General features: G+C 39.2%; 17 protein-coding genes. 10 read left to right on the plus strand and 7 right to left on the minus strand.

Annotation, left to right across the window (positions count from 1 at the left end; genetic code table 11):
* Positions 1 to 8: 8 nt before the first annotated feature.
* Positions 9 to 218, minus strand: coding sequence for a hypothetical protein (locus tag FPV17_RS05360; protein WP_035394843.1), 210 nt, complete (start codon positions 216 to 218; stop codon positions 9 to 11).
* Between the two features lie 54 nt (positions 219 to 272).
* The gene (gene ytvA / locus FPV17_RS05365) at positions 273 to 1,055 is read right to left on the minus strand and encodes a YtvA family blue-light photoreceptor (protein WP_035394841.1); all 783 of its coding nucleotides are present in this window, start codon (positions 1,053 to 1,055) and stop codon (positions 273 to 275) included.
* Positions 1,056 to 1,194: 139 nt separating this feature from the next.
* On the opposite strand from ytvA, the gene FPV17_RS05370 reads away from it, so the two are divergent.
* The 3 genes from FPV17_RS05370 to FPV17_RS05380 all read left to right on the plus strand — a co-directional run bounded on the left by FPV17_RS05370 (position 1,195) and on the right by FPV17_RS05380 (position 2,622).
* Positions 1,195 to 1,686: a hypothetical protein gene (locus tag FPV17_RS05370; protein ID WP_144558408.1), complete on the plus strand. Its 492-nt coding sequence runs from the start codon at positions 1,195 to 1,197 to the stop codon at positions 1,684 to 1,686.
* A gap of 11 nt (positions 1,687 to 1,697) precedes the next feature.
* Positions 1,698 to 2,327 carry an HD domain-containing protein gene (locus FPV17_RS05375; RefSeq protein WP_144558409.1) on the plus strand — a complete coding sequence of 210 codons (630 nt, stop codon included), beginning with the start codon at positions 1,698 to 1,700 and terminating at the stop codon, positions 2,325 to 2,327.
* Positions 2,328 to 2,400: 73 nt separating this feature from the next.
* Positions 2,401 to 2,622 (plus strand): hypothetical protein, encoded by a 222-nt coding sequence (locus FPV17_RS05380; protein ID WP_052007914.1) that lies wholly within the window; start codon positions 2,401 to 2,403, stop codon positions 2,620 to 2,622.
* 375 nt (positions 2,623 to 2,997) lie between these two features.
* On the opposite strand, the gene FPV17_RS05385 is transcribed toward FPV17_RS05380, so the two are convergent.
* Positions 2,998 to 3,675 (minus strand): hypothetical protein, encoded by a 678-nt coding sequence (locus tag FPV17_RS05385; protein ID WP_186370738.1) that lies wholly within the window; start codon positions 3,673 to 3,675, stop codon positions 2,998 to 3,000.
* A 182-nt stretch (positions 3,676 to 3,857) separates the two neighbouring features.
* Here FPV17_RS05385 and FPV17_RS05390 point away from each other — a divergent pair, with 182 nt between their 5' ends.
* The gene (locus FPV17_RS05390) at positions 3,858 to 5,090 is read left to right on the plus strand and encodes a multidrug effflux MFS transporter (RefSeq protein WP_246117137.1); all 1,233 of its coding nucleotides are present in this window, start codon (positions 3,858 to 3,860) and stop codon (positions 5,088 to 5,090) included.
* 68 nt (positions 5,091 to 5,158) lie between these two features.
* Here FPV17_RS05390 and FPV17_RS21765 read toward each other — a convergent pair whose 3' ends face one another.
* Positions 5,159 to 5,296 (minus strand): hypothetical protein, encoded by a 138-nt coding sequence (locus FPV17_RS21765; RefSeq protein ID WP_186370739.1) that lies wholly within the window; start codon positions 5,294 to 5,296, stop codon positions 5,159 to 5,161.
* A gap of 164 nt (positions 5,297 to 5,460) precedes the next feature.
* Between FPV17_RS21765 and FPV17_RS05395 the strand changes: the two genes are divergently transcribed.
* Entirely contained in the window at positions 5,461 to 6,312 is an 852-nt protein-coding gene (locus tag FPV17_RS05395; RefSeq protein WP_060705629.1) for a methyltransferase domain-containing protein, read from the plus strand.
* 14 nt (positions 6,313 to 6,326) lie between these two features.
* Here FPV17_RS05395 and FPV17_RS05400 read toward each other — a convergent pair whose 3' ends face one another.
* On the minus strand, positions 6,327 to 6,797 hold the full coding sequence (locus tag FPV17_RS05400; RefSeq protein WP_144558410.1) for an NUDIX hydrolase: 471 nt from the start codon (positions 6,795 to 6,797) through the stop codon (positions 6,327 to 6,329).
* A 268-nt stretch (positions 6,798 to 7,065) separates the two neighbouring features.
* On the opposite strand from FPV17_RS05400, the gene FPV17_RS05405 reads away from it, so the two are divergent.
* The 3 genes from FPV17_RS05405 to htpX all read left to right on the plus strand — a co-directional run bounded on the left by FPV17_RS05405 (position 7,066) and on the right by htpX (position 8,983).
* Positions 7,066 to 7,269, plus strand: coding sequence for a hypothetical protein (locus tag FPV17_RS05405; RefSeq protein ID WP_144558411.1), 204 nt, complete (start codon positions 7,066 to 7,068; stop codon positions 7,267 to 7,269).
* 68 nt (positions 7,270 to 7,337) lie between these two features.
* On the plus strand, positions 7,338 to 7,979 hold the full coding sequence (locus FPV17_RS05410) for a pentapeptide repeat-containing protein (protein WP_052007908.1): 642 nt from the start codon (positions 7,338 to 7,340) through the stop codon (positions 7,977 to 7,979).
* 95 nt (positions 7,980 to 8,074) lie between these two features.
* Positions 8,075 to 8,983 (plus strand): protease HtpX, encoded by a 909-nt coding sequence (gene htpX / locus FPV17_RS05415; RefSeq protein ID WP_060705630.1) that lies wholly within the window; start codon positions 8,075 to 8,077, stop codon positions 8,981 to 8,983.
* Positions 8,984 to 9,018: 35 nt separating this feature from the next.
* On the opposite strand, the gene FPV17_RS05420 is transcribed toward htpX, so the two are convergent.
* Together FPV17_RS05420 and FPV17_RS05425 are read right to left on the minus strand one after the other, a co-directional pair.
* On the minus strand, positions 9,019 to 9,948 hold the full coding sequence (locus FPV17_RS05420) for an aldo/keto reductase (RefSeq protein WP_060705631.1): 930 nt from the start codon (positions 9,946 to 9,948) through the stop codon (positions 9,019 to 9,021).
* Positions 9,949 to 10,010: 62 nt separating this feature from the next.
* A complete protein-coding gene (locus FPV17_RS05425) occupies positions 10,011 to 10,841 on the minus strand; it encodes an N-acetylmuramoyl-L-alanine amidase family protein (protein WP_052007906.1) in 831 nt (276 codons plus the stop codon).
* Between the two features lie 424 nt (positions 10,842 to 11,265).
* Here FPV17_RS05425 and FPV17_RS05430 point away from each other — a divergent pair, with 424 nt between their 5' ends.
* A complete protein-coding gene (locus FPV17_RS05430; RefSeq protein WP_144558412.1) occupies positions 11,266 to 11,724 on the plus strand; it encodes a GNAT family N-acetyltransferase in 459 nt (152 codons plus the stop codon).
* An 85-nt stretch (positions 11,725 to 11,809) separates the two neighbouring features.
* Complete coding sequence (locus tag FPV17_RS05435; protein ID WP_144558413.1) at positions 11,810 to 12,382, plus strand: TetR/AcrR family transcriptional regulator; 573 nt, start codon at positions 11,810 to 11,812, stop codon at positions 12,380 to 12,382.
* Positions 12,383 to 12,436: the final 54 nt, after the last annotated feature.

Here is a 12,436-nt window from a genome sequence, read left to right on the forward strand (position 1 = left end):
ATAACCTCTTATTCTTTCTCTTGTTCCTTTTTTTCTTCCAATGCATCTAGACGGGCAAGAATTTGATCAAGCTTCTTGTCAATTTCGTCAAACTCTGGACCGGCGCCTTGCCGCATTTCTAATTCTTTTAATTTCATGCGGTTATTAATCAGGGTAGTGATAACTGGAAATAGAATAGCAGCCAAAGGGATAAGCACCCACCAAGGAAAATCACCCATGTTGTAGCCTCCTTATTGTATGTATCCTCTATACGGGCTCCATTCAATAATGTTTCACGTTTGGTCAAAATAGTGACGAAGAAATGCTTTAACCGAGCTTGCTGTTTTCATGCCTTTCAGTGTGGTTTCTTGAAGGCCAACCGACTGTTTTGCGAGAATCGGTGACATTCCTGTTAAGATCGTATCTGTACCTACAAGCTGAATAATATCACGTAAGCGAAAAATCCCTTCAACAACGTACTCATCAAATTCCTCTAACCCGGAAACATCGACAATTAATGTTGACAAGTCTTGCTCGGAGATTTCCTTTGTAACGGTTTCAAACATATGGTCAAAGCGCGCTTTGCCAAATTCACCAACCAGTGGGATAACCGCAATGCCATTTACTAGTGGAACAATAGGCGTTGAGATTGTGTCGATCCGCTGTACAGATTCGAAGTAGTTCAATTCTATTTCTTTTTGAACCGTAACGTCTTTTTGAATGCCGATAAAGTATTTTATATCTGGTCGATCAAGGGTGACACACTCAATGTTTAATTCATTCCAAAAATAGCTTCCGTCTTTTCGATAATTTATAATTTCAACCGAGATAGATTCTTCATTGTCTATAGCTTGCCTAATTTGGTTTACTTTTTCTTGATCGGTTTCTTCACCTTGAAGAAAACGACAATTGGTCCCGAGAACATCGGTCTCTTCATACCCGGTCATATCCGTAAAGCCTTGATTTGAGTAAACGATTGGATTATCTTTTTGGGAAGGGTCTGTTACGAGCACACCTACTTTCGTCCGATCTAGCAGTCGCGTTAAAAGCTGAGATTTGTTAAACAAATAGTCCATAAGATTTCCTCAATTCTATTCAGAGTCGATAGAAACTAGTTTCCCGAAAATGAATGATTTAAACAATAGCGGATAGGAAGCACATCGATTAAAAATCATGTAAAATAGAAAAGAATGTTAGTAGAGTGAGGTACTTAAGATGAAAGACTTTTTTCAGCAAGTAAATGTTAGTGCTCAGCTTCCTAAAAAGAAAGCCGTATTTCAACTGAATCGAATGAGAATTGGGGTCCCGTTCTTTTATATAGGCATTTTGCTTATTTTTATTTGTATTCCACTGTTGGTTCAATCGTTTTCAAATAGGGAAGGGGCGTTAGGTGATTTAGCATTACCGATTTACCTAGTCTATTTTGTTTTTGTTTTCTTTCCTATTTTCTCTGGTGCCGTTTATTTGTTGATTGCTTCCATTTCCGCAATCGCTTTGTCAGTAGCAAGATTACTAGATCGAAAATTAACATTTCTAATGATGTTTAAGTTGGCTTCATTTGCTGCTACATTTCCACTTATCGGCTACGGGATTTTACTTGTACTGAATGAATCACTGGCAACACTATGGATTTGGCCAAGTGTCGTCTTTATTTTCTTTATAGTATGCCGGTCCATTTTTTACTATCCAAAGCAAAGAAAAGGATGAGGAGGGGTTGAATGATACTTCAACATACAGAAAATTGGGTGAGACAAAGGCTAGCGAAGGATACAACCGGACATGACTGGTTTCATACAGAACGAGTCAGGAATGTAGCAAAGACATTAGCGCGTGTTGAAGAGGCAGATTCATTTATTGTTGAAATGGCTGCATTGCTGCATGATACGATTGATGACAAACTTGTAGCAAATGAGGAACAAGCGATACAAGAAGTGGTGCATTTCCTAAAAGAACAACATCTAGAAAAAAAGCAAGTGGATCATATACTCGAAATTATTCAGTCGATTTCGTTCAGCAAGGGAATGGAACTACGCACGATCGAAGCGAAAATCGTTCAAGATGCTGACAGACTCGATGCAATGGGCGCAATAGGCATTGCTCGTACGTTTCAATATTCTGGTTCTAAACAGCAAGCCATCTATGACCCGGCAATTGCTGTACGTGAAGAGATGACTAAGAATGAGTACCGTAATGGAGAAACATCAGCGATTAATCATTTTTATGAGAAGTTATTAAAGCTAAAAGACAAATTACATACACATGCTGCAAAGGAATTAGCAGAAAAACGCCACCACTATATGGAACAATTCTTAACACAGTTTAGTCTTGAGTGGGAAGGAAAGGCTTAGAAGAAAGTACGTAGAAGTAGAGCGGTAACAAACGTTAATTGAAATCACATCTACCCAGTGTAGATGTTTTTTCTTGGAAACAAGCAATCATATGCTTGATCCATGGGAAGTGTTAAAGGCGGCATCGACATTGTTGAAGCCTAGTGGTTCCATTTATGCAAGCATCCCAAATGTTGGCCATATCACGATTATGGAACAATTATTAAGCGGTACATGGACGTATACAGAATCGGGATTATTAGATAAAACCCATTTTCGTTTTTTTTACAAAGGCAGAAATTTATGCACTTTTTGACAGTCAAGGGTTTGACATTATAGCCATTAACCAACTGATGAATACGGGTGAACGGGAGACTCGTTTACTTGAGCGAACGACTGCATTTCAATACATTGTCCACGCTCGAAAAAGGGAATAAGTTGATGCAATTAACGTACAGTCACACAGCAGCTAATCAACATGCTATCTATTTTATGGATGGATCCATTTCAAGCGGCTGGCACTACCAGATTATGACGTATCAGGAAACTCAGTCTGTTCCAGTTCGGCTCTATTGGGATATCGAGGGAACGTTTCAACGAGATCATAGTGAAGAAGTGGGCTTATTTGATTGCGCAAAAACAGATGTACATGTCTTTCCATGCTATATAGCACCACAAACGAGAGGAGGCACTATTCCTCTCGTTTTGTATGGTCTGAAAAGTCTTCTTCTTTTTCTTCACTATGGGCGATTGTTTCTTTTTGTTCTTTTGTATAGCCATCTCTATGATCGGCTTGATTAGGGTCTGAGTGATCATCTCGTTCTTGTTTATCTTTATCACGATTTTGCATCGTTTTTTCTTGAGAGCTCGTGTAGGAACGCTCTTCATTCTTTAAATAATCTGAACGCTGACCGTGCCAAATCAAGTCAAAAATGGCTCTTCCGTTTGTTGGTTGCCCATCTGGTAGGTAAACAGGTATAAGATCAAAAAATACAAAATAAAAGATATAAAACATGAAGGTACTCCAAAACATATTGTCAGGAATGATTTGTGCCGCTAAGAGTGAGTTTACAATCACAGCTATAATGGTGCTTGATAAAATAGGCGACGCGTATATAAACCCATGCCAAAAACGATTTTTTGGGTTAAGCTCCTCATACTCCATCCAACTATACATAAAAAAATAACGGCGTACCTCGATGGTCTTTAATGAGAAAAGCTTGGGGCCACTTCCAACGACCAATTTTTTATTTGAAGCTCCTAGTAAAACCGCGGTTAAGTAGTAACCTGACTCACGAATAATGGTTACAATAGGTAAAATAATGATTGCAGACATGATCAACTGTGCAAGGTCAATGAATGTAAACATTATACTGTACTCCTTTCATTAGTGCCTTTACTAACGTACCCGAAAGAGAGTGAGAGCAATCTTCTTTTTTTAAAACCAAAAATTAGTCCTTTCTTTTCGGCTGCAACAGTGGCAAAATAGAAAGGAATCTACTGACAGTGGCTTTATGAAATCGATTTCATTTATTGGAGAGAAGGGGTAGCTTGGAACAAACAGCCATTACGGGACGTAAACGGTTTGGCTTAGCCTTATTGCTTGGGACATTGGCAGCCTTCGGGCCGTTAACGATTGATATGTACTTGCCTAGCTTTCCTTCTATTGCATCAGACTTACATGCCCCAGCTTCACTTGTGCAGTTGAGCTTAACTGCTTGTTTATTAGGATTAGGGGCAGGTCAGCTTGTGGTTGGACCTATGAGTGATGCAAAAGGTAGGAAAAAGCCGCTTGTTATTTCAATCTTTCTTTATGTCCTCGCTTCTCTAGCGTGTGCGCTTGCACCTAATATAGGGACGTTAATTGTGGCAAGATTTATGCAAGGCTTTACTGCTGCTGCTGGAATTGTTATTTCCCGGGCAGTCGTTCGTGATTTATTTAATGGAAGAGAATTAACAAAGTTCTTTTCTCTATTAATGCTCATTAATGGATTGGCACCTATTTTAGCACCTGTTTTCGGAAGTGGCGTGCTACTAATACCGGGAGCAAATTGGAACTGGATTTTTATCTCTTTAGCTCTACTTGGTCTTATCATTGTGCTCATTGTCATCAATCGATTAACAGAAACATTGCCATTAGAAAAGCGGACACAAAGTAGTATAGGTCATACATTGCGGACATTCAAAAGCTTACTCTCAGACCGAGCATTTATGGGGTTTGCGTTTACTCAAGGCTTAATGATGGGTGGTATTTTTGCCTATGTATCAGGAACCCCATTTGTATATCAAGGAATTTACGATGTGTCACCGCAAGTGTTTAGTCTATTATTTGGTGTGAATGGTCTTGGAATTATTGTAGGCACTCATTTAGTTGGTAGGTATGCAGGTATTATTCCTGAACGTTCATTTTTACGCTTTGGCTTAATAACAGCTACTCTTGCGAGCAGTGTCTTACTCATTATGACCATAATAAATGGCCCGTTATTTTCAATTGTTGTTCCTATTTTCTTGTTCGTATCAATGATCGGAATGATTGGGACAACGTCGTTTTCATTAGCGATGGAGTCACAAGGTGGCAGAGCTGGTAGTGCTTCTGCATTACTTGGATTATTACCTTTTGTAATTGGTGCTATAACGGCACCACTTGTTGGTATAGCTGGTGAAGATACGGCTGTACCAATGGGGGTCATTATGTTCCTTTCTAGCATCTCTGCTTTGGCGGCTTTCTATTTGCTAGCTAAAGGAGGAAAAGACGAACAGGAAGCGAATGAGAGAATGGAATGAGGAAGAGGCAGGAGGATGGCGTACATCCTTCTGCCTTTTTCATTTTAGAAGCATGTCTAGTTGCTCCGTTATTTCATAGATTGACTATTCTTTTTTGAAAGGTCTTGAAGAAATTTCTTTTCCTCTACTGTTAGCTCTCGATTTAACTTCGCTTCCATATCTTTTTTTAATGAAACAAATAAAAATTTTGCTGTTTGATCGAGCATAAGAGGCCTCTTTTCATTCTTGCTTTACAGTATATTCGTACTAATTTTAACAGATTGCTATGAAAATAGAAAGATTTTCCCTTTTTTTTAGTCTCAAAAAGAGGGAGCAATATTCTTTTTTTAGAATACATGTGGTACAGTAAATAGTTGAAAGAAGGTGACGTATGGGGGAATTGAAGAGTAAACGAGACATGGCTTCGTCTTTACTAAGACAATTAAATGGTCGATTAACATGCCCGTATTGTCAGGAAGCGTTAGAGTTAGTAGATATGTATAAACTGGTTTGTGTGCATGCCCATTCGTTTGATGTATCGAAGCAAGGGACCCTCTATGCTTTAACTCAATCGGGATCAAGTCAGTACGATAAACGTTTATTTCAAGCAAGGCAGTCAATAATACAACAGAAACAACTGTATGCGCCAATGCATGATAGGCTGGTACAAGAGCTTGATGAAGGGGATCTATTACTGGATGCCGGAACTGGAGAAGGCTCTCATCTAAATGAAATCAAAAGAAGATTTTCTACTATTCTTCCAGTTGGACTTGATATTTCAAAAGATGGTATTCAACAAGCTGCTAAGTCTTACCGGGATCATGTCTGGATAGTCGGGGACCTTGCAAATCTGCCTTTTGGTAATCAAACCATCGACATCATTATAAATATATTATCCCCGTCAAACTATGCCGAATTTAAGCGTGTGCTAACGTCTGGAGGGAAGTTGATTAAGGTTGTTCCAGGAGCAAACTATTTACAGGAATTGCGTGCTTATACTGCTGAAGCTTCAGCACAGCCGTATTCAAATTCAAAAACGATTGAGCTGTTTAACCGTCATTTTAGTGATACGGATGTGCAGACTCTCTCCTATAAAAAAGAGGTTACATCAGAGGAGCGTCAGTGGATTGTTGATATGTCTCCACTTGGCTGGACGGTCCAAGAAAGAGCAAGGTGCGACTATATCAACAAAGGAAGTTCTTCTATTACAATTGATTTAACCATTTTAATAGCAAGAACGTAATCCGAACGCTGAATTTACATCGATTCAGACGTTCGGATTGTTTCTAAAATAGATGGGTAATAGGGCAAGATATAGTCCTTGTATTCATCCTTTAATGTCGGGGGAAGGCTTTTTACAAATCGAACTTCTTTCGATTCACTCGGGTTCACTTGAAGGGTCCCACTAAAATGCTTCGTCCAATAAACAGCAGTAACGGAGTATATTTCATCACCATTGTCGATTGTAAAATGGTATGTTTCGCCTGAGAATATGCCAAGAAGTTGAAGATTTCTTACATCCAGTCCAGTTTCTTCTTTCACTTCTCTTACTGCTGTTTGTTCTAAAGACTCCCCTAGTTCCATTAATCCTCCGGGTAATCCCCAACCCCCGTCTTTTCGATTTTCAAGCAAAAGCTCACCTTGATGATTAACGATCAAAACAACGGAACCTGGTAAGATTAAAGGCTGTGTTCCAACTTTTTGTCGTAATGATTGAACATAGTCCAATGCAATCACTCCTCTCTAAGTGAAAGACTCGTTTCCTAGAATGTTGTTCTCCATCTAATGAATGCGCTTAAAACGTTAATGCATACTGTTCCTTTCTCGGTAAAGATCATAATATCCTTCTGATGTAGGATCCATTTAGGACGGAAAACCATTTGTATGTTAGTGAGGAAATATAAGATTAGGTAAAAGCATTAGGACCTTTGTCCACACAACATCGAATCCCGATGCATAAGGTATAGCAGACCCTTAGGTTTGGGAGGTGAAGCTTATGAGTTATTATGAATCTGGTAGACATGGCCACTACAAACCTGTAAAAGGTTTTTCTGCTCGAATTTGTCCAGGTTGTCGCTGTAAAAAACGGTGCGCTTCTTGTAACGAACGACCAGTAGAAACACCAGTAGAACGACCGGTAGAGCGCCCAATTCGCTTATTCACTGAGTTAGCTGATTTAAACCAAACAGATGAGAAGTAATTCTATACAAGGCTAAGCCATTGTGTAACAATGAGCTTAGCTTATTTTACTGACAGGTGATGAGAGAAATGAAGAAGGAAACCCCAAAAATACCAGAAGTTCTTGAAGAAAAATCATTGCAATCGGTCTTGGTTGAAGAGGATCGAGAATTAGTTCGTTCCAGCATATATCAAGAAGACCTCAGTGATTCCAATTTGCAAAAGCTAATCCTTTCTAAATGTATCGTTACTCGCTGTTCATTCCCGCGCTCACACATGGTGAAAGCTGATTTTACCGATGTGCGATTTGTGAATTGTGACTTTTCGAATGTAGATCTGTCAGAAAGTCTGTTTCATCGGGTTGAGTTTATTGACTGCAAATTTATCGGTAGTCAATTTACTAACGCGCATTTGTCTCACACTACGTTTACAAATTGCGTCTTAAATGTAAGCAATTTTATTGATGTAACGCTTAAGGGAACACAGTTTAGTTGTTCTTCGCTAAAGCAAGTCAATGTCGCACATGCGAAAGTGAAACAACTTATTCTTGATAAGTGTGACATTGATGATTGCTCATTTCATGAGACATCTTTAAATGGAGTCGACATTAGCACTTGTACATACAATTCTTTTCAAGCCTCACAAGATATACTGTCAGGATTAATCGTCTCAAAAGAACAAGCCATTGGGTTTGCCCGACTACTAGGGCTAACTGTTAAAGAGGAAATGTAACAGAAATGTGAACATCGCTGAATTTGATGAGATTCTATTCTGCAAAAAGGTGAGCCATGGTACACTAGACAAAAGATTTATTTTGGAGGGGTACTATGGGGAAACGAATTATGTTGTTTATCGGAACTAATATTCTTGTTCTAACAACGATCTTTATCGTTTGGTCACTCATTATACAATTTACCGGAATTGATGGTTCATTTGTATCAAGCGATGGTTCCATTCAATTTGCGGTTATTTTATTATTTAGTGCAATTGTTGGTTTTGCTGGTTCATTTATTTCATTAGCCATGTCTCGTTGGATTGCTAAAATGATGATGAAAGTCAAAGTCATTGATCCAGAGGGGCCAATGTCAAGAGAAGAACGAGCTGTTGTAGAGAAAGTCCATCGTTTATCAAGAGCTGCAGGGCTTGTGCATATGCCTGAAGTAGGAATTTATCAAAGTAACGAAGTAAACGCATTCGCAACAGGGCCATCAAAGAAACGCTCTTTGGTTGCGGTATCGTCAGGATTGTTACACACAATGGATGATGACGCCGTTGAAGGTGTTATTGCCCATGAAGTGGCTCACGTAGCCAACGGTGATATGGTAACAATGACGTTATTACAAGGAATTGTGAACACATTTGTTGTCTTTTTCTCGCGAGTTATTGCGATTGTACTGTCTCGATTTGTTCGCCCTGAACTGCAGTTTATCGTTCAATTTGCATCCATTATTATTTTACAAATTTTATTCTCAATACTAGGTAGCCTTGTTATTAGTGCGTATTCACGTCATCGAGAGTACCACGCTGACCGGGGCGGTGCAGACTTAGCTGGTCGAGACAAAATGGTCCATGCACTGCGTTCACTTCAACAGTACGTAAACCGAGCGAAAGCAAACGATCATACCGATGACACTGCTGTACAAACGATGAAAATTAATGGTGGGAAATCAATGATGAGATTGATGTCCACCCACCCTGATTTAAATGATCGCATCGCACGTTTGGAAGAACGTTAGAAAAAGAAGCCGTCGACTACTACGACGGCTCTTTTTTATGGAATAAGATTTCCTGCTGCGGCATATAGCTCTGTCCATTCTTCACGTGTTAATGGAATAGATGATCCGGCACATGCTTCTTTTACTCTAGAAGGTTTTGTCGATCCTACAATGACTTGAATGTTAGCTGGATGCCTTGTTATCCAAGCGGTTGCTATCGCTGTCGGAGTAACTTGATAGGCTTCTGCTAAGCGTTCAAGAACGGAATTTAACTCAGGGAAATCTTTCTTATTCCCAATAAACGTACCAGCAAAGAATCCGTTCTGATACGGTGACCATGCTTGTAGCGTTATGTCATTGAGGCGACAATAATCAAGCGTTCCTGCATCACGGTTAACAGCCTCGTCTGTTTTCATGTTAAGAGACATACTTGAATCAATTAATGGTGTATGCGCAACACCAAATTGCACTTGATTCACAATCAGCTTCTGCTCAACCGAACGTTGCAACAGCTGGATTTGATGAGGGGTATGATTAGACACACCAAAATGACGGACTTTTCCACTTGTATGAAGTTGATGAAAGGCTGCAGCTACTTCATCAGGCTCCATAAGTGGGTCAGGTCGATGTAATAATAAAATATCTAGATAGTCAGTGTTTAAACGCTTTAAAATCCCGTCAACAGAAGTAAGAATATGATCCTTTGAGAAATCATAGTAACCGGTCGCACCTTTGCGGATTCCACACTTACTTTGTAAAATAAGCTTTTCCCGGGAAATGTCTGTATGTGATAAAGCTTTGGCAAATAAGGATTCACATTCTCCTTTGCCATAGATATCGGCATGGTCATAAAAATTAATGCCTTGTTCATAAGCGGTTTCGAGCAGTTGTTGAATGCCGCTGTCATCTAGAGAATTAATACGCATATTGCCTAAGATTAAGTTTGAAACTTCTAAGTTTGTTCCTGGTAAGGTGAACGTCTTCATCTTACACTCTCCTTTCTTTCCTATATTCATAGTTTAAGTGGAGAAAAGAAAAGAGTACAGTGTTATTGTTCGACAATGCCCTTTGCAATGGCATGAGCAATGGTTGTTTGGTACGCGTCATCATTTAATTTTACGGCTTCTTCAGAATTTGTGATAAACCCTACTTCAACAAGGATGGCCGGAATTTTACTGTTGCGCAGAACATGAAATGTTTCTGGTTTAACACCTCTATCGATTTCACCTGTAGTTTGAAGTAAAGCTTGTTGTGTAGACTGAGCCAATACTTGACTACTCGAACTGGAGGGGTGATAAAATGTTTCAATTCCTCTCGCCTCTGTATTCGTATGACCATTTGCATGAATACTAACAAATTGATCGGCCCCCCACGAAGAAGTGGAGGAGACTCGTTCTTCTAAGGAAAGAAACACATCTGTTTCCCTTGTCATATTGACAACGTACCCTAACTCCTCTAATCGTTGTTTTGTCTTATGAGCAATAGCTAGTACGATATCTTTCTCCATTAACCCATTTGCTGCGGCACCACTATCGTGGCCACCGTGACCAGGGTCGAGCATTATGCGCTTTGGTTCTACCTCTGAATTCGTAGACGCTGCTTGTACATCAATTTTTTTGATCCAATCTAGACTAACGTAGCCCGAGCCATCAATAAGACGCCCCCAGCCTTGTCCTTCATTAATAAACTCGACGATATCGCCGTTGTATTTTACACCAATAACCTCTGCAGATGTAGATGGTCCGCTTCGTACATTTAACGTTGTATTAACTGTCACTTCGCCTTGTTCGACTGCATAGGCCGGTGTGACGGCCAGCAAGATACAAGCAAGGGTGAAAATAATCATAAAACCATTGAGTTGCCTTCTATTTGTGTTCATCAGAATGTCCTCCTCACCAACGGTATAAGAGACATTCTGACCAAACTAGTAATCTTTTAAACACAGCAGTAAACAAATCTTGTGAAATATCACTGTGTTTTAATGTATCTCTTAGCCAATAAACGGCATCGCATTAATCCTAAACCTAGTATAAAATGGAGAAAACCACCATAAAAAAAGGAAGTGTGAGTGGAATAACACGAGTGAATGGAACGGCTAGTTTCTATTACAATCGAATAGACTTACCGTTAAAAAGAGAGTGAAGTAAGAATAGGAAATGCACTGTTTTCTCTTACAATGATCGACCAAATCAAAACAGGGTGTTGTTTGAAAAGGTGTTAGTATCTTAGTATAAGATTGATAGTACGAGCTTGATAGGTGCAACTGATTTGAGAATGTGTAGCCATTTAGTTGGGGGTAGAAAATGATACGTGAACTACAAGTGAGAAATAATGATCAATCAAAAGCATTATACGGTCTTCAAAAAGCGGCTTATCAAATTGAAGCAAATATGCTAGACTTTCACGAAATTCCTCCGTTGATGGAGTCGTTTGCACAGTTTCTTAAGACTACAGAAATGTTTTATCTATACATAGAAGAAGGTTCCATTCTAGGCGCTGTTTCCATTGATGATGATTCTAACCAAGCGATTGAAGTCACAAGGATGATGGTCGACCCGAGGCATTTTCGCAAAGGCATTGCGACGAAGCTTTTGCAACATATTGAAAAGCTCCTGAATGAGCCATGTATGTTGAAAGTGGCGACGGGAGCAAAAAATATACCTGCTATTCAGCTTTATCAATCTCAAGGCTATCAGCTTGTAGAACGTAAAGTTGTTAAAGGCGGCGTTGAATTAGTTTATTTCGAAAAAAACATAAACTAACATGTAATTTTCAGAAAAGTATTGACAAGAGCGATTGGTAGCGCTAATGTATTATTTAACCAGTGGTCAATTAGGTGGGGTGAGAATGACGCCAAGACGAACAATAGCAAACGAATTAACAAAAGAAATGATTGTTGAAGTTGCTAGTCAACAGTTTCAAACAAAAGGCTATCAACACGTATCAATGCGTTCACTTGCAAAAGAACTACAGTGTAGCCACGGTGCGCTTTACTATCATTTTAACAATAAAGCTGAGCTTTTTTTTGAAGTTGTGTCTCGTTACTTCGAGAAATTAAATGACTTGATAAAAAAGGTGCAAGCCAAATCAGTTAAGAACGAAGAGAAACTAATTGAACTACTGCTTTGTTATCTGGAGTTTGGACTACACTATCAAGTTCATTATGAATTCATGTTTATGATAAAAGATCCAGCTATTGACGCACTATCTAAACGGGCGGCTAATCAAAGCTATGATCTCTTTGCTAAAGCGTTAGGTAGTTTTTCTAATAACGATGCGTCCATTGGAGATGTCTATTCAACATTTGTATCTCTTCATGGGTTTGTTGCACACTATATTCATCGTGTAAACAACTTCTCAGAGGTAGAAGAAGCTGCTAAGAAACATGTTCAATTTTTAACGAAAGCGATTTTGTCATAAAAAAGCCGACATGGCTTTTTTATACCATTAATTGACCAGCGGTCAGAAAAGGGG

This window comes from Shouchella miscanthi (assembly GCF_007725405.1).
Taxonomy (GTDB): domain Bacteria; phylum Bacillota; class Bacilli; order Bacillales; family Bacillaceae_D; genus Shouchella; species Shouchella hunanensis.